The sequence below is a fragment of the Agromyces molybdatiresistens genome, assembly GCF_052748445.2.
Genome location: NZ_CM188258.1, coordinates 3,531,155 through 3,550,242 on the forward strand (window position 1 = coordinate 3,531,155; position 19,088 = coordinate 3,550,242).

Genomic DNA, 19,088 nt, shown 5'->3' on the forward strand with positions numbered 1-19,088 from the left:
GTGGTGGCTGCCGCGGCGCCCCGGACGGATGCCGCGGCATCCGTCTCACACGGCGACGGTGCCGAGCACCTCGTCGTAGATCGCCGCGGCCTCCTCGACCTCGGCGGCGGTGACGACGCAGGGCGGCACGACGTGGATGCGGTTCTCGGCGACGAACGGGAGGAGTCCGCGCTCGATGAGCGCCCCCTTGATGCGGCCGACCTCGGCGGCCGGCAGCGGCTCGCGCGTCTCGGGGTCGGCGACGAGGTCGAGCGCCCAGAAGACGCCCTCGCCGCGCACCTCGCCGATGACGGCGTGCTTCCCGGCGAGCTCGGTGAGCGCCGGCGCGATCGACTCGGCGCCGACGCGGCGCGCGTGGTCGACGATGCCCTCGGACTCCATGGCGTCGAGCGCGCCGACGATCGAGGCCATCGCGAGCGGATGCCCCGAGTACGTGAGCCCGCCGGGGAAGACCTGCTCGTCGAAGTCGGCGGCGATCTCGTCGGAGATGACGACACCGCCAACGGGCACGTAGCCGGAGTTCACGCCCTTGGCGAAGCTGATGAGGTCGGGCCGCACGTCGTACCCGTCGAACGCGAACCATCGTCCGGTCCGGCCGAAGCCGCACATCACCTCGTCGAGGATCAGCAGGATGCCGTGCCGGTCGCACAGCGCGCGGACGCCGGCGAGGTAGCCGGGCGGCGGCACGAGCACGCCCGCAGTGCCCGGAACGGTCTCGAGCAGCACGGCCGCGATGGACGCCGGACCCTCGGCCTCGATCACGCGACGCAGGTGCTGCAGGGCGCGCTCCGACTCCTCCTCCGGCGTCGACGCCCAGAACTCGGAGCGGTAGAGGAACGGACCGAAGAAGTGCACGTGCCCGCGCGCGTACTCGTTCGGGATGCGCCGCCAGTCGCCGGTCGACACGATGGCCGCCCCGGTGTTGCCGTGGTAGGACCGGTAGGTCGACAGCACCTTGTCGCGGCCGGTGTGCAGCCGCGCCATCCGGATCGCGTTCTCGTTGGCGTCGGCGCCGCCGTTGGTGAAGAAGACCTTGCTCATGCCATCCGGAGCACGCTCGGTGATCCGCTTCGCGGCCTCGCCGCGCGCGAGGTTCACCGTGGGCGGGCCGATGGTCGCGAGGAGCTCGGCCTGCTCGCGGATCGCGGAGACCACCGCCGGGTGCTGGTGCCCGATGTTGACGTTCACCAGCTGGCTGGAGAAGTCGAGGTACTCCCGGCCCGAATGGTCCCAGACGCGCGTGCCGCGGCCGCTCGCGACGACGAGCTGCGGCGGACTGCCCTGCGCCGACCAGGAGTGGAAGACGTGGGCGGCGTCGAGCTCGCGCGCGAGTGCGTCGAGGTCGGCGGTCAGGTTCTCGGTCATGGCGTCGCTGCCTTCCTGCGTTCGTCGTCGTGGGGCGGATGCTGCGGGGCCGGCCGGGACGCGCCGGCCCCGCAGCATCCGTCGTCGTTACTGTCCGCCCTCGGTGAGGGTGACCTCGATGGGCTCGAAGGACTCGCCGGTCGTGTCGACCTCGTCGCCGAGCTCCTCGATGGCCTGCTCGATGTACTCGTTCGTCCACGCGGAGGCCGGCGGCTCCTCGGTGATCGGGCTGGCGCCCGACTCGTTCACGGCCGACAGCGCGCCCTCGACGGTCTGGTCCCAGGCCGCCTCGTCGATCATGCCGATGCCGTCCGGTGCCGGCCAGATGAGCTTGTTGGTCTCGTTGACCATCCACAGCTCGTGGCTCGGGCCCCAGCCGGAACCGGCCGCGATCGTGATCTCCGACGCCTCCTCGGGGTTGTCGCGGGCGAACGCCCAGCCCTTGATGACGGCCTTGAGGAACGCGACCGTCGTCTCCTGGTACTCCTCGTCGCTCTCGAGGCGCTCCGTGTCGGCCCAGATCGCGTCCTGCAGCATCGCGCCGACGGTGTCCTGGTAGCTGATGACGTTGAAGTCGTCCTCGGTGTACAGCTCACCCGTGTCGGGGTCGACCGTCTCGAGCAGCTGCGCGTACTCGTTGTAGGTCATGGCCTGCGCCGCATCGATGTCGCCCTGCAGGAACGCGTTCATGTTGAAGTCCTGCGTGATGATCTCGACCGTCGACGAGTCGAGGCCCTCGGCGGCCATGGCCGCGAAGATCTCCCACTCGTTGCCGAAGCCCCACGAGCCGATCTTCTTGCCCTCGAAGTCGGCCACCGACGAGATGTCGGAGTCTGCCCACGACACCTGCAGGGTGCCCGAACGCTGGAAGATCTGCGCGATGTTGGTGAGGTTGGCGCCCTGCTCGATCGAGCCGAGCACCTTGGGAACCCACGCGATGGCGTAGTCGACGTCGCCGTTGGCGAGCGCGTCCTGCGGGACGATGTCGCCGCCCGACGGGATGATCTCGACCTCCAGTCCCTCCTCCTCGAAGTAGCCGTTCTCGACGGCCGCGAAGTAGCCGGCGAACTGGCCCTGCGGGAGCCACTGGAGCTGGAGCTTGACGGGCGTGAGGTCGCCGTCCGACCCCGCGTCGGCGCCGTCGCCGGAGTCGCCGCCTGCCGAGCAGGCCGCGAGGAGCAGTGCCGCCGTGACGGCGAATGCTCCGGCCGCGAATCCGCGGCGTGTGCTGTGCTTCATGTCAGTCCTTCCGTGTTCTCGGTGCGTGCGGTGGTGCCGGGTGGTGCGGTGGTGCCGGGTGGTGCGGTGGTGCCATCCCCTGCCCTGCGGGGACGTCGGTGCCGGGCCGCAGTGGCGGCGTTCCGGGCGATGGGATGCCGCGTGGCCGGCCGGGCGCGCCTCATCGCGCACCTCCGCCGGGGCCGCGGCGCAGCACGAGCCGCTCGAGTGCCAGGGTCGCGAGGTAGAAGACGAGGCCGAGCACGATCGACGCGAGCACGTAGGCCCACGCCCGCGCATACGCGCTCGAGGCGGCCGACGTCGAGATGAGCGACCCGAGCCCGCCACGCGGGCCGCCGAAGTACTCGGCGACGAGGGCCGAGATCACGGCGAGCGACGAGGCGATGCGGATGCCGGTGAGCACGAAGGGCACGGCCGTCGGGAGGGTGAGCGTCCGCAGCACCTGCTGCGGACTCGCCGCGTACGCCTTCATGAGGTCCCGGTGCACGGGCGTGGTCTGCCGGAAGCCCCGCAGCGTGTTGATGAACACGGGCACGAACGACGCGAGCGCGGCGATCGCCTGGCGGCCGAACTGGCTGTCGGCGCCGAACATCGAGTTGAGCACCGGGGCCAGGGCGACGATCGGGACGACGGCGAGCGCGGCGACGACCGGCGCGCTCATGCGGTCCGCGACCTTCCAGCGGGCGGCGACCGCGGCGAGCGCGATGCCGAGCAGCGTGCCGACGACGAGGCCGATGAGCGCGTTGGTCCCCGTGATGAGCGTCGCGGACACGGTGGACGGGAAGAACGCGACGAACTCCTCGACGATCGACGCCGGGCTCGGCAGCAGGTAGTCGGAGACTCCGACGACGGTGACGAGGAACTGCCATGCGCCGAGCACGAGGAGCCCGACCGCGATCGGCGCCACGACGCGCAGCGTCGCCTCGGTGCGCGGGCTCATGCGGCCCGGGCGTCCGACGGTCGCGGCGCTCATCAGCGGGTCTCCACTCCGCGCGGACCGGATGCCACGGGCGAGCCGCCGTGCAGCGCCTCGCGGACGGCGGTGACCATGTCGAAGAACGAGCGCTCCTCGCGGAGTTCCTCGGTGCGGGCGGCGCGTGCCGCCTCGGCGCCGAGGCGCATGGGCACGACCTCCTGGATGCGGCCGGGCCGCGGCGACATGACGACGACCCGGTCGGAGAGGAACACGGCCTCGGGGATCGAATGCGTGACGAAGACGACGGCCGCGCCGGTCTCGGCCGAGATGCGCACGAGCTCGGTCTGCATCTTCTCGCGCGTCATCTCGTCGAGCGCGCCGAACGGCTCGTCCATGAGCAGCAGCCGGGGCTGCTCGGCGAGCGCCCGCGCGATCGCGACGCGCTGCTGCATGCCGCCGGAGAGCTGGTCGGGGTAGCGGTCGGCGAAGTCCGAGAGGCCGACCATGTCGAGCAGGCGCGCGACGCGGTCGCGCCGGTCGGCGGATGCCGCTCCGTGCAGCTCGAGCGGCAGCGCGACGTTCGCGGCGACCGTGCGCCACGGCAATAGGCCGGCCTGCTGGAACGCGATGCCGTAGTCCTGGTCGAGCCGGGCCTGGCGGGCGGACTTGCCGAACACGGTGAGCGTGCCGCCGGTCGGGTCGTCGAGGTCGGCGATGAGGCGCATGAGGGTGGACTTGCCGCACCCGCTCGGGCCGATCAGCGACACGAACTCGCCGGGCGCGATCTCGAGGTCGATGCCCTCGAGCGCCTGCACCTGGCCGGTGCGGGTGTCGAAGACCTTGTCGACGCCGCGCACCTCGACGGCCGCGGGGCCGGTCGCCGCCGGGGCCTGGGCCGCGGGAGCCGGTGCCGCCGGGACCGAGGACGGGTTGGCGGGGGTGGCATCCGTCATGCGGACTCCTCCGTTCGTCGGTAGTTCTTCAGGATGACGCCGAGGACGGCGACCGAGCCCGCGGCGACGAGGCCGAGCAGGATCGCGCCGAAGATCGGGCCCCAGGCCTTCGCCGGATCGCCCGAGGCCTGTCCGGCGAACTGGATGAGGATGCGGCCGATGCCGCCCTGCAGGCCCGTCGACACCTCGGCGACGACCGCGCCGATCACGGCGTTCGCCGCGCCGAGGCGGAGGGCCGGGAGCAGGTACGGCACCGCGGCCGGGAACCGCAGCTTGGCGAGCGTCTGCCAGTAGCCGGCCGCGTAGGTCTGCATGAGCTCGGTGTGGATGCGGTCGGGCGACTGCAGCCCCTTGAGCGCGCCGATCGCGATGGGGAAGAAGGCGAGGTAGCTCGCGATGAGCGCGACCGACATCCAGTCCTGCCACTCGAACGAGCCGATCTCGACGCGCGAACCCCAGCTCTTCACGACCGGCGCGAACGCGATGAGCGGCACGGTCTGGCTGAGCACGATCCACGGCAGCAGGCCCCACTCCGCGATCCGCCATCGCTGCATGACCAGGGCGAGTCCGATGCCGACCACGACGCCCACGAGCCATCCGGCCGCGGCGATGCCGAGCGTGGTGAGCGCGGCGAGGAGCACGACGGCCCAGAGCGGCTGCGCCGTCGGCGCGCTCGTGACCGGCTCGCCGAGGCGCGCGAACATGTCCCACACGTGCGGCATCGCGAGGTCGGTGCTGCGCGGGAGGATCCGCGTCTCGCCGACCACCACGCCGTCGGCGGGCGCGAGCGCCTTGTACGCCTCCCAGATCAGCGCGATGACGACGATGCCGGCGAGGCCCCAGGCCCAGGCGGCAGCGGTGCGGCCCGCGTGGCGCGAGCGGCCGGGACGACCGGCGCGACCGGCCCGGCGGATGCCGCCGGGCACACCGCCGGGCACGGCATCCGCCGCCGGCTCGATCTCGCGCTCGCGCAGGTCGGTCATGACTTCGCCGCGACGTGCTCGGAGAGCGCGGGGATCACGGTCTCGCCGTAGACCCGCAGCGTCTCCTCCTTGTTGTCGTGCTGGAGGTAGCCGGCGAACTGGTCGACGCCGAGCTCGGCGAGCGCCTTCAGCTTCTGGATGTGCTGCTCCGCGGACCCGAGCACGCAGAACCGCTCGACGATCTCGTCGGGCACGAACTCGGTGTGCGTGTTGCCCGCGCGGCCGTGCTCGTTGTAGTCGTAGTCCTGGCGCCCGCGGATGTAGTCGGTGAGCGCGTCGGGCACGGTGCCGTGCATGCCGTACTTCGCGACGATGTCGGCGACGTGGTTGCCGACCATGCCGCCGAACCAGCGGCACTGGTCGCGCATGTGCGACCAGTCCTCGCCGATGTACATGGGCGCGGCCACGCAGAACTTCACCGACATCGGGTCGCGCCCGACCTTCTCCGCGGCATCCCGCACGGTCGTGATCATCCACTCGGCGATGTCGAGGTCGGCGAGCTGCAGGATGAACCCGTCGCCCACCTCGCCGGCCACGCGCAGCGCCATGGGCCCGTACGCGGCGACCCACACCTCGAGCTCGGATCCCCTGCTCCACGGGAAGCGGATGTTCGAGCCGTGGTAGTCGACGGACCGCGAGTTGCCGAGCTCGCGGATCACGTGGATCGACTCGCGCAGCTCGGTCATCGTCGTCGGCTTGCCGTTCGTGACCCGCACCGCCGAGTCGCCGCGGCCGATGCCGCACACGGTGCGGTTGCCGAACATCTCGTTGAGCGTCGCGAAGACGGAGGCCGTGACCGTCCAGTCGCGCGTCGCGGGGTTCGTCACGAACGGGCCGACCTTGATGCGCTGGGTCTGCGCGAGGATCTGGCTGTAGATGACGTAGGGCTCCTGCCAGAGGATGTGCGAGTCGAACGTCCACACGTGGCTGAAGCCGTGCACCTCGGCGAGCTTCGCGAGCTGGATGGTCCGCGATGCCGGGGGGTTGGTCTGGAGGACCGCTCCGAATTCCATCCGCTGCTCCCTTCTGTTCTGTCGGGTCGGGATGGTCAGATGAGGTACTGGCTCAGGCCGCGCTTGAGGTAGCGCCCGTCGCCCTTGGCGCCGACGTAGGCGTCGTCCTCGACGACGACCCTGCCCCGGCTCATGACCGTGTCGACCTTGCCGTCGATCTCGTAGCCCTCCCACGCGGAGTAGTCCATGTTCATGTGGTGGGCCCGGCCCGTAGGGTTCCCGGATGGATCCAGATCGAGGCCGATCGAGGTGTGCCCGTTCGGGTCGTAGACGACGATGTCGGCGTCGGCGCCGGGCTGGATCACGCCCTTCTGCCCGTAGAGCCCGAACATGCGCGCGGGCGTGGTCGACGTGAGCTCGACCCAGCGCTCGAGCGTGATCTCGCCGGTCACGACGCCCTGGTACATGAGGTCCATGCGGTGCTCGATCGAGCCGATGCCGTTCGGGATCTTCCGGAAGTCGCCGAGGCCGAGCTCCTTCTGGTCCTTCATGCAGAACGGGCAGTGGTCGGTCGAGACCATCTGCAGGTCGTTGGTGCGGAGCGCCTGCCACATCGAGTCCTGGTGGCCCTCGGCGCGCGAGCGGAGCGGCGTCGAGCACACCCACTTCGCGCCCTCGAACGCACCCCACTCGTCGCTCTTCGCGCCGAGCTGGTCCTCGAGCGAGAGGTAGAGGTACTGCGGGCACGTCTCGCCGTAGACGTTCTGTCCCTTGTCGCGCGCCCACGCGAGCTGCTCGACCGCCTGCTTCGCCGACACGTGCACGACGTAGAGCGGCGCGCCGGTGAGCTTCGCGAGCATGATCGCGCGGTGGGTGGCCTCCTCCTCCATCTCCCACGCGCGGGCGATGCCGTGGTAGTACGGGTCCGTCTTCCCCTGGTCGATCAACTGCTGGGCGAGCACGTCGATCGCGGGGCCGTTCTCGGCGTGCATCATCGTGAGCATGCCCGTGTCGCGCGACACCTGCATGGCCTTCAGGATCTGCGCGTCATCCGAGTAGAAGACGCCCGGGTAGGCCATGAACATCTTGAAGCTCGTGACGCCCTCGTCGGGCAGCTTCCGCATGGCCTCGAGGGACGCCTCGTTGACGTCGCCGACGATCTGGTGGAAGCCGTAGTCGATGGCGCAGTTGCCGCCGGCCTTCTCGTGCCAGGCCGCCAATCCGTCTTCGAGGCGCTGGCCGTACGTCTGCACCGCGAAGTCGATGATCGAGGTCGTGCCGCCGTGCGCGGCGGCGATGGTGCCCGACTCGAAGGTGTCGGATGCCTCGGTGCCGCCGAACGGCAGCTGCATGTGGGTGTGGGCGTCGATACCGCCCGGGATCACGTACTTCCCGGTGGCGTCGATGACGCGGTCGACGGATGCCGCGACATCCGTGCCCAGCAGTTCGCTGCCGGGCTGCAGGACGGCGACGATCTTCTCGCCGTCGACGAGCACGTCGGCCGCGGCGCGGCCGGTGGCGCTCACCACGGTGCCGCCGGAGATGAGGGTGGTGGCCATGCTTCGCTCCTTGGCGTCGTCGGTTACGGCTTCGGGATGGACGTGTACGAGTCGGGCCGGCGGTCGCGGTAGAACTGCCAGGCGTTGCGCACGTTGCGGATCATGTCCATGTCGAGGTCGCGGACGACGACCTCCTCGTGCTCCTCCGAGCCGTAGTCGCCGACGATGTTGCCCTGCGGGTCGACGAACTGGCTCTTGCCGTAGAAGTCCACGGCGAGCTCGCCGTACTCGTTGTCCTCCAGCCCCACGCGGTTGGCGGCGCCGATGAAGTAGCCGTTCGCGGCGGCCGCGGCCGGCTGCTCGATCTCCCAGAGGCGGTTGGAGAGGCCGGGCTTGGTCGCGTTGGGATTGAACACGATCTGGGCGCCGTTGAGGCCGAGCTCGCGCCATCCTTCGGGGAAGTGCCGGTCGTAGCAGATGTACACGCCGATCGGGCCGACGGCGGTCTGGAAGACCGGGTAGCCGAGGTTGCCGGGGCGGAAGTAGAACTTCTCCCAGAACTTGTCGAGGTTCGGGATGTGGTGCTTGCGGTACGAGCCGAGGATCGTGCCGTCGGCGTCGACGACGACCGCGGTGTTGTAGTAGACGCCGGGCTGCTCCTCCTCGTAGATCGGGAGGACCATGACCATGCCGAGCTCCTTGGCGAGCGCGGCGAAGCGCTGCACGATCGGGCCGTCGGCCGGTTCGGCGAAGTCGTAGTACTTCACGTCCTCGGTGATGCCGAAGTACGGACCGTAGAACAGTTCCTGGAAGCAGATCACCTGGGCGCCCTGCTCCTTGGCATCGCGCGCGAACTGCTCGTGCTTGTCGAGCATCGACTCCTTGTCACCCGTCCACTTGGTCTGGGTGATGGCCGCTCGAACGATCGTCATGGTGCCTCCTGAGTCGGTCGGCGTCGTTGCCGTCCGCCCGGCGGGCGCGGGCGCGTGGTGCGCTAGTGCCTGCCGTGCGCGCGGGGACGCCGAGCAGTGGTGCCGAGAATCGACGCCGGCTGGGGACCGGCGGGGCTTGCCAGATCGGGCCTCCGACCCGTTCTGTTATTCTTCGGCTTGAACATTTCCCTTTTGTTTCGCTCTGTGACGTGGTGGTTAAACATCCTGTCCCTTGCTTCGTGAGGAGGCAATGGTGCGATCAGGTATTCGAGTGGATGTCTCGGAGCTGACAGCGCTCGCGGCCTTCGCCGACACGACCCCGCGCGGCATCGCCGCGGACCTCGCGCGGCTCGTGAACAGCGGGGACCTCGAGGCGGGCGTTCGCCTGCCCACCGTGCGCGAACTCGCCGCGACGCTCGGCGTCAGCCCGGCGACGATCAGCCAGGCCTGGCAGGCGCTCGCACGCGCCGGCCTCATCGAGTCGCGCGGTCGAGCGGGCAGCTTCGTGCGGCGGGATGCCGCGGCCGGCCCCGCCGTCCGAATGCGCGGGATGGCGGCGCCCGACGACCCGGTCCGGCTCGACCTGTCACGAGGCACGCCCGACCCGATGCTGCTGCCGCCGCTCGGACCCGCGCTCTCGCGGGTGTCGGCGCGCGCCGACGTCGGCAGCTACCAGGCGGAGCCCGTGCTGCCTGCGCTCGCCGCGGTGCTGCGCGACTCGTGGCCGAGCGAGACCGAGGCCATCGTCGTCGTCGACGGCGCGCTCGACGCCATCTCGCGGACGCTCGAGCAGGTCGTCCGGTTCGGCGATCGCGTGGTCGTCGAGCACCCCGGCTTCCCGCCGTTCCTCGACCTCCTCGACCTGCTCGGCGCCGAGGCGGTGCCCGTCGCGATCGACGAGCACGGCATGTCGCCGGACGGACTCGCCGCGGCGCTCCGGCGCCGTCCCAGCGCCATCCTGCTGCAGCCGCGGGCCCAGAACCCGACGGGAGCGTCGATGACGCCGTCGCGTGCCGCGGCGCTGGCGGGCGCCATCCGCTCGGCCGTCGACGAGCACGGGCTCGACCTGGTCGTCGTCGAGGACGACCACTCGGGCCTCATCTCGACCGAGGGCGACGTCACGCTCGGCACCCACCTGCCCGACCGCGTCGTGCACGTGCGCAGCTTCTCGAAGTCGCACGGCCCCGACCTGCGCATCGCCGCCGTCGGCGGGCCGCGCGACCTCGTGGGCCGGATCATGGCACGACGCATGCTCGGGCCCGGCTGGACGTCGCGCATGCTCCAGTCGCTCCTGCTCGACCTGCTGACGGATGGCGCGGCCATCGACGCCGTCGCCGAGGCGCGCCGCGCGTACTACACGCGCCAGCGCGCGCTCGGCGACGCGCTCCGCGCGCGGGGCGTGCCGGTCATGCACGCCGACGGGATCAACCTCTGGATGCCCGTCGTGTCGGAGCGGTCGACGCTCGTGCAGCTCGCGGCGGCGGGGATCCGCGTCGCGGGCGGCACGCCGTTCCTCGCGGCGGCGAACGGGTCGCCGGTGCCGGGGGCGGCCGAGCGCGCACAACCCGGCGAGTTCGTGCGCGTGACCGTGGGGGCCGTGCGCGGCGACGCCGTCGCGGTGGCGTCCGCCCTCGCCGTCGCAGGGCACCACCTCGCCGCCGGCGGCTACTGATCCCTGCCCCGGGCGCCCGCCACCGCCGCCGCCCATCACCGCCACTCGAGTGCGATTTCTGCGGTGGAGTGCGGATCGAAGCGCACTCCACCGCAGAAATCGCACTCGGACGTGACGAGCCGCGGGCGACGCGCCTCAGGCGCGCGCCGTGCTCGGCGCCTTCGCGTAGTGGTCCGGCGTGATCGTGAGCTCCGCCTGCCCGGCCGTGATCGAGCGCAGGTCGAGCACGTACCGCGTGAGCTCGGCCTCGGGCACGTGCGCGACGACCCGCGCCCGGCCGTCGCGCGCCGCCTCGGTCGCGCTGACCCGCCCTCGACGACCCGACAGGTCGGTGAGCACCGCACCCTGCAGCTCGCTCGGCACCGTGACGGTCACGCTCGACACGGGCTCGAGGAGCACCGTCCCCGCCTCGGCGAGCGCCGCCTTCACCCCGATCGAGGCGGCCGTGCGGAACGCCATGTCCGATGAGTCGACCGAGTGCGTCTTGCCATCGGTGAGCTCGACGCGCACGTCGACGACGGGGTGCCCCTGCGGCCCGCCCGACGCCAGCGCGTCCCGCGCGCCCTTCTCGACCGCGGTGATGTACTGGCGCGGCACCGCGCCGCCGGTGACCGAGTCGACGAACTCGAACCCGTCCCCGGGTGGCAGCGGCGACACCGTGAGCTGGACGACCGCGAACTGGCCGTGCCCGCCCGACTGCTTCTTGAGCTTGCCCTCCACCGAGGCCGAGCCCGCGATCGTCTCGCGGTAGGCGACCGGCGCGGAGCTCGTGGCGACCTTGACGCCGAAGATGCGCGCGAGGCGCTCGACCGCGACCGCGACGTGGGTGTCGCCGAGCCCCCGCAGCACGGTGTGCTCCCCCGCCCGGTCGACCACGAGCGTCGGGTCCTCCGCCGTGAGCCGCGCGAGCGCGACGGGGAGCTTCTCGTCGTCCGACTGGGATGCCGGCTCGAGCGCGACCGCGTACACCGGCGGACGCGGCGGCGTCGGCGCCGGCCGGGCGGTGCCCGTGGGGCGCGACCACAGGAGCGAGCTCGACGGCGAGCCGGTGAGCTTCGCGACCGCGCCGACCTCGCCCGCCGCCAGCGTTCCCGCGGTCACGTGCTCGGCACCGCGCAGCCGGAACAGGCCGTGGATCCGCTCGTCGGCACCGGTCGTCGCGTTCCGCAGCTTGTCTCCGGTGCGGAGCGTGCCGGAGAGCACCTTGAGCATCGACACCTGGCCGACGAACGGGTCGGCGACCGTGCGGAAGACGTGGACGAGCGTGTCGCCCGCCTCGTTCGGCGCGACCTTCAGCTCCGATCCGCCCGACCCCTCCCCGACGAGGATGCGCCCGTCGCGTTCGGTCGCGGCGGGCGTGAGTTCGCAGACCAGGTCCGCGACGCGGTCGACGCCCGTTCCGGTCACCCCCGAGCACACGAGCACCGGCACCGCCTCCCCGGCGGCGACCTCGCGCGCGAAGGTCCGCTCGAGCTCGGCGGCCGACGGCTCGTCGCCGTCGAGGTACGCCTCGAGCTGCGCGTCGTCGTGCGAGACGATGTCCTCGGTCACCTCGACGTGCATCGCGTGCTCCTCGGCCTCGGCCTCCGGCGGCAGCGGCTCGTCGTGGTGCGTGCCGTCGACGTCGTAGACGTGGGCCTCCTCGCTCAGCACGTCCGCGATCGCCCGGAACGCCGCCTCCTCCCCGATCGGCAGCTCGAGCGCCCACAGGTGGTCGCCGAACTCGGCGCGGAGCTGCGCGAGCGCGCCCCGGAAGTCGGCCCTGGCCTTGTCCTCCTGGGTGACGACGACGACCCGCGGGACGCCCGCCGCCTCGGCGGCATCCCATGCCGCCCGCGTGCCCGCGACGACGCCGTCGACCGCGCTCACGGCGACGAGCGCGACATCCGCCACCGCGAGGGCGGCGTCGACCGCGCCCACGAAGTCCGGATGACCCGGGGTATCGGCGAGCGTCACCGCGTACGGCGTGCCGTCGGGGCCCGTCCAGTCGAGGTGGGCGAGCGAGAGCCCGAGGCTCGTGTGACGGGCGATCTCCTCGGGCTCGTGGTCGCAGACGGTGTTCCCCTGCTCGACGGATCCCGCTCGCGGGATCGCGCCGGCGCGATGCAGGAGCGCCTCCGCGAGGGTGGTCTTGCCCGAGCCCGACGCGCCCACGAGGGCGACGGTCCGGTGGGTCTGGGGCGATGCCGAGTTCATGGGGCCTCCCGCGCCGATGCGGTTCCGTGCGTCCATCGTCGCGCGCCGAGGCCGCGAGGTCCAGAGGGCGGAGGTCCCGATCCTGCCGGGATGCCGGACTCAGCCGCTCGCGGCGCGCCGTTCCGCGACGAGCGCGCGCGTCTCGGGGACGATCCGGGCATCGAGCTCGTCGATCAGCGCCTCGTCGTCCCCGACGACGAGGAACGTGTCGACGCCGTGCCGCGTCGCGAGGTCGGCGAGCAGGTCCGGGTGCGCGTCGCGCGGCCCCACGTTGAGCAGGCGACGGATGCCGCGGGGCTCGCGCCCCGCGGCCCGCGCGGCCTCGTCGATGATCGCGTGGCCCGCGTCGAGCGAGTCGGGCCCGTGCTCGAGCCGCCCGAGCGACGGCAGCCAGCCGTCGGCGGCGGAGCCGACGAGCCGGAGCCCCCTGGGCTTCAGCACGCCCAGCCAGATCGGCATCGGCCGCTGCACGGGCGCGGGCCCGCGCTTGGCGCCGCGGATCGGGTAATGCTCCTGGTGGAGGAACACGCCGCCCGGGGCATCCGTGTCGTGCAGTTCGCGGATCACCTCGATCGCCTCGCCGAGCGCACCCACCTGCTCGGCAGGGGTGCGGTTCGGCGCACCCATCGCGACCGCGGCGGGCGCGAACCCGCCCGCGCCGAGGCCGAGCACGACGCGCCCGCCCGTGAGCAGGTCGAGGGATGCCGCGGCGCGCGCCAGCACGGCCGGCGGACGCAGCAGCAGGTTGTGCACGTTCGCCGAGATGCGGATGCGGCTCGTGCGCGCCCCCACCCAGCTCATGAGCGTCCACGTGTCGAGGAACCTGGGCTGGTACGGGTGGTCCTGGAACGTGACGAACTCGAGCCCGGCCCGTTCGCTCGCGAGTGCGAGTGCGACGGTGCGTTCCGGGTCGAGCGCCGACGGCGTGATGAAGGTTCCGAACTCGATGGGGCGGCCGTAGTCGGGCATGGAGGCCACGCTACGCCGGTCCGCCCATCCGGTCGTGCGCCGCCTCGAGCAGCGCGACGACCTCCTCGTCCGTCGTCTGCCGGAAGTCGGCGTACGCCTGCCCGACCGCCATGAACCAGTCGGGCACCTCGACCGCGACGACGTCGTCGGCCGACGGCACCCGCCGCGCGGCATCCTTCGGCGCCACCGGCACGGCCAGGATGACGCGGCTCGCGCCGCGGGAGCGGGCCACCTCGCACGCGGCCTCGGCGGTCGCGCCCGTCGCGAGGCCGTCGTCGACGATGAGCGCGATGCGACCCTCGAGCGGTTCGGGCGCGTGCGCGCCGCGCAGCTGCGCGACCCTCCGCTCGAGCGTCTGCTGCTCCTGCCGCTCGACCTCCGCGAAGCGCCGATCGGACACGCGCGCACGACGCACGAGCTCGTCGTCGACCACCCGGACGCCGCCCTCGCCGATGGCGCCCATCGCGACCTCGGACTGGCCGGGGATGCCGAGCTTGCGGACGACGATGACGTCGAGCGGCGCACCGAGCCCCTCGGCGACGACCGCCGCGACCGGCACGCCGCCGCGCGGCAGCCCGAGGACGACGACGTCCTCGTCGCGGTAGCCGTCCAGCCGGCCGAGGAGCTCGGCCGCCGCGTCGGCGCGGTCACGGAACATGCCACCAGCATGCGCGCGCTCGCCGAGTCGGCGCGAGGCCGTTGGTCCCCGCGTCACCGGTGCGTCCGGTGTCATGCTGGCCGGATGGATGCCTGGACCACGCGCGGCGACGGGCGCCTCAGCGCGACCACGCTCCCCGAGCCCGAGCCCGGCGCCGACGAGCTCGTCGTCGAGGTCGCGGCCTGCGGAGTCTGCCGCACCGACCTGCACGTGATCGACGGGGAGCTCGGGCCGCATCGGAGCCCGGTCGTCCCGGGCCACCAGGTCGTCGGCCGCGTCGTCGCGACCGGGTCCGACGTGCGACGCGCGGGCGTCGGCGACCTCGTCGGCATCGCGTGGCTGCGCTCGACCTGCGGCGCCTGCCGGTGGTGCCGGTCGGGCCGTGAGAACCTCTGCCCCGACGCGCGCTTCACCGGGTGGGACGCCGACGGCGGCTACGCGCGCTTCGCGACGGTGCCGGAGGCGTTCGCGTACGAGCTGCCCGCGGGCGCCGACCCGATCGCCGTCGCGCCGCTGCTCTGCGCGGGGATCATCGGCTACCGGGCGCTCCGCCGGGCGAACCTGCCGCCCGGCGGGCGGCTCGGGCTCTACGGGTTCGGGTCGAGCGCCCACCTCACGGCGCGGCTCGCGATGGCGGCCGGCGCGAGCGTCGTCGCGATGACCCGCGGCGAGGCGAACCGGCGGCTCGCGCACGAGCTCGGGCTCGAGTTCGTCGGCGACGAGCGGGAGGCCCCGCCCGAGCCGCTCGACGCCGCGATCGTGTTCGCCCCCGCCGGCGGCCTCGTCCCGATCGCCCTCGAGGCGACGATCCGAGGCGGCACGGTCGTGCTCGCCGGCATCCACATGACCGAGGTCCCCGCGATGAGCTACGCCGACCACCTCTTCCTCGAGCGCGACCTGCGGACGGTCACCGCGAACACCCGCGCCGACGGCGACGAGTTCCTCCGGCTGGCGCTGCGCCTCGGCATCGCGCCCACGGCGACGCCGTACGCCTTCGACCGGGCGGATGCCGCGGCGGACGACCTGCGGTCCGGCCGCGCGTCGGGCAGCCTCGTGCTCGTCCGCGAGGCCTGACCGGGCCCGCCCCCGGCGCCGGCGGGACGCGGGTACCGTGGGACGGTGAAGATCACGGTGCTCGCGGGCGGAGTCGGAGGCGCGCGATTCGTGCGCGGCGTGCGCGAGGAGGCCGCGCGACGGTGGCCGGCAGGAGCCGACGGTCCAGCCGGCGCCGAACCCGCGGCCGACGGCACCGCGGCGAGCTCCGCCGAGATCACGGTGGTCGTGAACACCGGCGACGACCTGTGGCTCTCCGGCGTCCGCCTCATGCCCGACTTCGACTCGCTGCTCTACGCGCTCGCGGGCGTCAACGACGCCGAACGCGGCTGGGGCCGGGCCGGCGAGACCGAGCGCGTCGCCGCGGAGCTCCGCGAGTGGGGCGTCGGCTGGCCGTGGTTCACGCTCGGCGACCTCGACCTCGGCACGCACCTCGCCCGCACCTCGTGGCTGCGCGACGGGCTCACCCCGTCCGAGGTCGCCGAGCGCCTGCAGCGGCGCTGGCGCCTCGGCGTGCGCCTGATCCCGGCGACCGACACCGAGGTCGACACGCACGTGCGCATCGACCCGGCGCACCCCGACGCCGAGGGCCGCGACGAGCTGCACTTCCAGGAGTGGTGGACCCGGCACCGCGCTGCGATCCCCGCCCTGGGCTTCGAGCAGCGCGATCTCGCGGTCGCCCTGGCCGCGCCGGGCGTCGAGGCGGCGATCGTCGACGCCGACGTCGTGCTCCTCGCGCCGTCGAACCCGGTCGTCTCGATCGGCACGATCCTGTCGATCCCGGGCCTGCGGGAGGCGCTCGCCGCGACATCCGCGCCCGTCGTCGGCGTCTCGCCGATCATCGGCGGCCGGGTCGTCCGCGGCATGGCCGACGCGTGCCTGTCGGCCATCGGCGTCGAGACGGATGCCGCGGCCGTCGCGCGCCACTACGGGGCGCGCCGCGCGGCCGACGTCGACCCGTCGGCGACCGGCCTGCTCGACGGCTGGCTCCTCGACGAGACGGATGCCGCAGCGGTGCCGGGTCTCATCGCCGACGGGTTCGCCGCGGCATCCGCCCCGCTCTGGATGCGCGACCTCGACACGTCCGCCGCCCTCGCGGGCGCCGCGATCGACCTCGCGCTCGCGGCGCGCGACGGCGTCTGACCCCATCGGCCCGACGCGGCCACGCGCCGCGGACGACGCGACCTCAGCCTCGAGGCAGCGGGATCACGGGGCAGACGAAGCTCCGGAGCACGCCGCCCACGGCGAGGTCGCCCGCGGCCTCGGCGGCCCACAGCTCCTCGTCCGAGTCGAGGACGTCGTCGCCGTCGAGGTCGCCCGACGCGACCGCGGCCGCGTACCCGTTCGGCAGGAGCAGCTCGTAGACCATCCAGCGACCGCCGCGGTAGCCCGGGTCGCCGGGTGCCGCGGTCGACACGTTCATCTGCGTCCCCTCCGGGAACGCGTAGATCGGCTGGAACGACCCGTCGGGGGCTCCCGTGCCGGAGAGGTCGGTCGGCGTGCCGACCGTGCGGTATGCCGCGCCGTCCACGTAGAACGCGGCTCCGGTGACGCCCGCGGCGTTCGCGGGGGCGGCGCCGGCGAGCGCGCCTCCGACGGCGAGCGCGCCTGCGGCGAGCACGCCGAGGATCGGGCGGATGCGGGTGGTGTGCATGAGGTTCCCCTTCCGTTCGGACCGCCGTCCGACGGCCCTCCAGCAGTCAAGGCGGATGCCGTCGGCGCGGCCATGGGGCGGCGCTGACGGTGCGCTTACCGTCCGCTTACGAGGGGATTACGCCCGGGCGATCACCCGCTCCGGCCCGCCGGGCGCCTCGGGCGCGTCGGACGCGTCGGGCGCGTCGGCGACGGGGGCCGGCACGACCCCTGCCGCGTCGCTCGGAAGCAGCCCCACGCCGACGCCGGTCTCCACGCCCTCGCCCGGGCGACGCCGTCGTGCGCGACCGATCGCGCGCAGCGACACCGCCCATTGCAGGCCGTAGCCGATCAGGAACACGAGGAGGGTGAAGATCAGCGCCATCGCCGCGCCCTGGTCCGGCGCGTAGAGCTGGGCCGACCTCGGGTTGATCATCGCGTACATGTAGACCGACAGCGGCCGGGATTCCGGCGTCGCCAGGAACGCGGGCAGCGTGAATTCGTTGGTGCCGAGGATGAACACCTGGATCCACACGGCGAACACGGTCGGCATCAGGAGCGGCACCACGATCCGTCGGAAGCCCTCGATCTGGCTGGCACCGCTCACCTGGGCCGCCTCCTCCAATTCACGCCTGATCTGCAGCGTCGCGCTGTAGCCGGAACGGTAGGCGATCGAGACCCGGTACGAATAGGCGATGATGAGGGCGATGACGGTCCCCGCGATCGGGATGACCGGGTTGATCACCATGAAGGTCAGGAACATCGCGAATCCCGCGATGACCGTGGGGATGGCCACGGACGATGACGCGAACAGGTCCATGCTCCGCGTCCAGACGGTCGACCGGCTGCGGGCGATGCCGTAGGCGAGCACGGTCGCCGCCACGCTGGCGATGGTCGCGCTTCCGCCGGCGATGACCAGGGTGCGGCCGAGCGAGGCCCAGAACTCCGCGTCGCCCAGCACCTCGCCGAACGCCGTGAAGTGGGTCTGCTCGACGAGCGCCGGGAAGGAGAACGCGATCGGGTACGGCGTGATGGCCGACCAGAGCAGCGCGAACAGCGGCAGGATCGCCGTGAGGAGGACGAAGACGGCGATCGCGGCCAGCGCGGGGATGCGCCAGAGGCCGAGCTTCATGGTCGTCGGCCGGAACCCCTTGCCGGAGACGGAGGCTCGCCGCTCGGCGTCCCTCGTCGCGCGGAGGTACACCAGGAACGCGATCGTCGTGATCACCAGGAAGACGCAGCCCCACGCGGCCGCGAGCCCGTACTGCGGGAGCTCGCCGGCGTCGGCGCTGATGAGCGTCCAGAGCTTGAGGGCGAAGATCGACTGGCCCGACTGCTGCCCGAAGAGCAGCGGGATCTCGAGGCTGCCGAGCCCGAGGATGAAGGTCAGGACGGTCACGCCGAGCAGCCCCGGCCAGAGCATCGGCAGCGTGACGCGCCGGAGCGTGCGGGCCCATGACGCCCCGGAGACGCGCGCCGACTCCTCGAGCGAACCGTCCATGTTGGTGAGGATCGGCACGATCATCAGGTACGGGAAGGTCACGTTCGTCAGGGACTGGATCACGATCATCGTCGAGAAGGCGTACGGATCGATGGTCACGCCCTCCATGCCGGGCACGGCGTGGAGGAGCTGGTTCAGCACGCCCGACTGGGGCGAGAGCATCAGCAGGTAGGCCTGCGCCTTGACGATCGGCGGGATGATGAACGGCACGATGACGAGCACGGAGATCACGCGCCGGAACGGCGCGTCCGTGCGCACCGTCACCCAGGCGAGTGCGAACGCGATCAGGAGCGAGAGCACCGTCGAGCCGCCCACGAACGCCGCCGTCGACCCGAGCACCGCCCAGAAGTCCTCGCGGAGCTCCCACAGCGTCCTGAAGTTGTCGACCGACCATTTCGCGGAGGAGACGCCGAACGGCAGGAACGGACCACGGAAGGCCGTGATGACCTGCACCGCCAGCGGGATCGCGAGGAGGAGGACGATCACCGTCCCGGCGATGACCGTCGCGACCTTCATTCCCGTCGGCCGAGCCCGCTCGGCCCTCGTGGTCCGTCCTGCCTTCGACAT

16 protein-coding genes are annotated in these 19,088 nt (G+C 72.4%); 3 read left to right on the top strand and 13 right to left on the bottom strand.

Annotation, left to right across the window (positions count from 1 at the left end; all coding sequences use genetic code 11):
• Positions 1–45: 45 nt before the first annotated feature.
• From ACULK2_RS16345 to ACULK2_RS16380, 8 genes are all read right to left on the bottom strand, one after another.
• A complete protein-coding gene (locus ACULK2_RS16345; RefSeq protein WP_445968082.1) occupies positions 46–1,365 on the bottom strand; it encodes an aspartate aminotransferase family protein in 1,320 nt (439 codons plus the stop codon).
• An 87-nt stretch (positions 1,366–1,452) separates the two neighbouring features.
• A complete protein-coding gene (locus ACULK2_RS16350; RefSeq protein ID WP_445968081.1) occupies positions 1,453–2,604 on the bottom strand; it encodes an ABC transporter substrate-binding protein in 1,152 nt (383 codons plus the stop codon).
• Positions 2,605–2,764: 160 nt separating this feature from the next.
• Entirely contained in the window at positions 2,765–3,577 is an 813-nt protein-coding gene (locus ACULK2_RS16355) for an ABC transporter permease (RefSeq protein ID WP_445968080.1), read from the bottom strand.
• Positions 3,577–4,473, bottom strand: a complete 897-nt coding sequence (locus ACULK2_RS16360; protein ID WP_445968079.1) for an ABC transporter ATP-binding protein — start codon at positions 4,471–4,473, stop codon at positions 3,577–3,579. The genes ACULK2_RS16355 and ACULK2_RS16360 overlap by 1 nt, the downstream gene beginning before the upstream one ends.
• Positions 4,470–5,456 carry an ABC transporter permease gene (locus ACULK2_RS16365; RefSeq protein ID WP_445968078.1) on the bottom strand — a complete coding sequence of 329 codons (987 nt, stop codon included), beginning with the start codon at positions 5,454–5,456 and terminating at the stop codon, positions 4,470–4,472. The genes ACULK2_RS16360 and ACULK2_RS16365 overlap by 4 nt, the downstream gene beginning before the upstream one ends.
• On the bottom strand, positions 5,453–6,469 hold the full coding sequence (locus ACULK2_RS16370) for a TIGR03842 family LLM class F420-dependent oxidoreductase (protein WP_445968077.1): 1,017 nt from the start codon (positions 6,467–6,469) through the stop codon (positions 5,453–5,455). The genes ACULK2_RS16365 and ACULK2_RS16370 overlap by 4 nt, the downstream gene beginning before the upstream one ends.
• Before the next feature lie 35 nt (positions 6,470–6,504).
• Positions 6,505–7,968, bottom strand: coding sequence for a dihydropyrimidinase (gene hydA / locus ACULK2_RS16375; RefSeq protein WP_445968076.1), 1,464 nt, complete (start codon positions 7,966–7,968; stop codon positions 6,505–6,507).
• Positions 7,969–7,991: 23 nt separating this feature from the next.
• On the bottom strand, positions 7,992–8,840 hold the full coding sequence (locus ACULK2_RS16380; protein WP_445968075.1) for a nitrilase-related carbon-nitrogen hydrolase: 849 nt from the start codon (positions 8,838–8,840) through the stop codon (positions 7,992–7,994).
• A 271-nt stretch (positions 8,841–9,111) separates the two neighbouring features.
• On the opposite strand from ACULK2_RS16380, the gene ACULK2_RS16385 reads away from it, so the two are divergent.
• Positions 9,112–10,512 carry an aminotransferase class I/II-fold pyridoxal phosphate-dependent enzyme gene (locus ACULK2_RS16385; RefSeq protein WP_445968074.1) on the top strand — a complete coding sequence of 467 codons (1,401 nt, stop codon included), beginning with the start codon at positions 9,112–9,114 and terminating at the stop codon, positions 10,510–10,512.
• 135 nt (positions 10,513–10,647) lie between these two features.
• On the opposite strand, the gene ACULK2_RS16390 is transcribed toward ACULK2_RS16385, so the two are convergent.
• From ACULK2_RS16390 to ACULK2_RS16400, 3 genes are all read right to left on the bottom strand, one after another.
• Positions 10,648–12,708, bottom strand: coding sequence for an elongation factor G (locus ACULK2_RS16390; RefSeq protein WP_445968073.1), 2,061 nt, complete (start codon positions 12,706–12,708; stop codon positions 10,648–10,650).
• A 99-nt stretch (positions 12,709–12,807) separates the two neighbouring features.
• Entirely contained in the window at positions 12,808–13,677 is an 870-nt protein-coding gene (locus ACULK2_RS16395; RefSeq protein ID WP_445968072.1) for an LLM class flavin-dependent oxidoreductase, read from the bottom strand.
• Positions 13,678–13,687: 10 nt separating this feature from the next.
• Positions 13,688–14,335: a phosphoribosyltransferase gene (locus ACULK2_RS16400; protein WP_445968071.1), complete on the bottom strand. Its 648-nt coding sequence runs from the start codon at positions 14,333–14,335 to the stop codon at positions 13,688–13,690.
• 84 nt (positions 14,336–14,419) lie between these two features.
• On the opposite strand from ACULK2_RS16400, the gene ACULK2_RS16405 reads away from it, so the two are divergent.
• Positions 14,420–15,409 (top strand): zinc-binding alcohol dehydrogenase family protein, encoded by a 990-nt coding sequence (locus tag ACULK2_RS16405; RefSeq protein WP_445968070.1) that lies wholly within the window; start codon positions 14,420–14,422, stop codon positions 15,407–15,409.
• Positions 15,410–15,454: 45 nt separating this feature from the next.
• Positions 15,455–16,531 (top strand): 2-phospho-L-lactate transferase, encoded by a 1,077-nt coding sequence (gene cofD / locus ACULK2_RS16410; RefSeq protein ID WP_445968069.1) that lies wholly within the window; start codon positions 15,455–15,457, stop codon positions 16,529–16,531.
• Between the two features lie 43 nt (positions 16,532–16,574).
• Here cofD and ACULK2_RS16415 read toward each other — a convergent pair whose 3' ends face one another.
• A complete protein-coding gene (locus ACULK2_RS16415) occupies positions 16,575–17,042 on the bottom strand; it encodes a hypothetical protein (protein ID WP_445968068.1) in 468 nt (155 codons plus the stop codon).
• Between the two features lie 117 nt (positions 17,043–17,159).
• Entirely contained in the window at positions 17,160–19,088 is a 1,929-nt protein-coding gene (locus ACULK2_RS16420) for an ABC transporter permease (RefSeq protein WP_445968067.1), read from the bottom strand.

Excerpts from the sequence above, each read along its gene's own strand:
- ACULK2_RS16345 (WP_445968082.1), bottom strand. The coding sequence starts at position 1,365 with ATGACCGAGAACCTGACCGCCGACCTCGACGCACTCGCGCGCGAGCTC.
- ACULK2_RS16395 (WP_445968072.1), bottom strand. The coding sequence starts at position 13,677 with ATGCCCGACTACGGCCGCCCCATCGAGTTCGGAACCTTCATCACGCCG.
- ACULK2_RS16355 (WP_445968080.1), bottom strand. The coding sequence starts at position 3,577 with ATGAGCGCCGCGACCGTCGGACGCCCGGGCCGCATGAGCCCGCGCACC.
- ACULK2_RS16405 (WP_445968070.1), top strand. The coding sequence starts at position 14,420 with ATGGATGCCTGGACCACGCGCGGCGACGGGCGCCTCAGCGCGACCACG.
- ACULK2_RS16360 (WP_445968079.1), bottom strand. The coding sequence starts at position 4,473 with ATGACGGATGCCACCCCCGCCAACCCGTCCTCGGTCCCGGCGGCACCG.
- ACULK2_RS16370 (WP_445968077.1), bottom strand. The coding sequence starts at position 6,469 with ATGGAATTCGGAGCGGTCCTCCAGACCAACCCCCCGGCATCGCGGACC.
- ACULK2_RS16365 (WP_445968078.1), bottom strand. The coding sequence starts at position 5,456 with ATGACCGACCTGCGCGAGCGCGAGATCGAGCCGGCGGCGGATGCCGTG.
- ACULK2_RS16420 (WP_445968067.1), bottom strand. The coding sequence starts at position 19,088 with ATGTCGAAGGCAGGACGGACCACGAGGGCCGAGCGGGCTCGGCCGACG.
- hydA (WP_445968076.1), bottom strand. The coding sequence starts at position 7,968 with ATGGCCACCACCCTCATCTCCGGCGGCACCGTGGTGAGCGCCACCGGC.
- ACULK2_RS16390 (WP_445968073.1), bottom strand. The coding sequence starts at position 12,708 with ATGAACTCGGCATCGCCCCAGACCCACCGGACCGTCGCCCTCGTGGGC.
- ACULK2_RS16350 (WP_445968081.1), bottom strand. The coding sequence starts at position 2,604 with ATGAAGCACAGCACACGCCGCGGATTCGCGGCCGGAGCATTCGCCGTC.
- ACULK2_RS16380 (WP_445968075.1), bottom strand. The coding sequence starts at position 8,840 with ATGACGATCGTTCGAGCGGCCATCACCCAGACCAAGTGGACGGGTGAC.
- ACULK2_RS16400 (WP_445968071.1), bottom strand. The coding sequence starts at position 14,335 with ATGTTCCGTGACCGCGCCGACGCGGCGGCCGAGCTCCTCGGCCGGCTG.
- ACULK2_RS16415 (WP_445968068.1), bottom strand. The coding sequence starts at position 17,042 with ATGCACACCACCCGCATCCGCCCGATCCTCGGCGTGCTCGCCGCAGGC.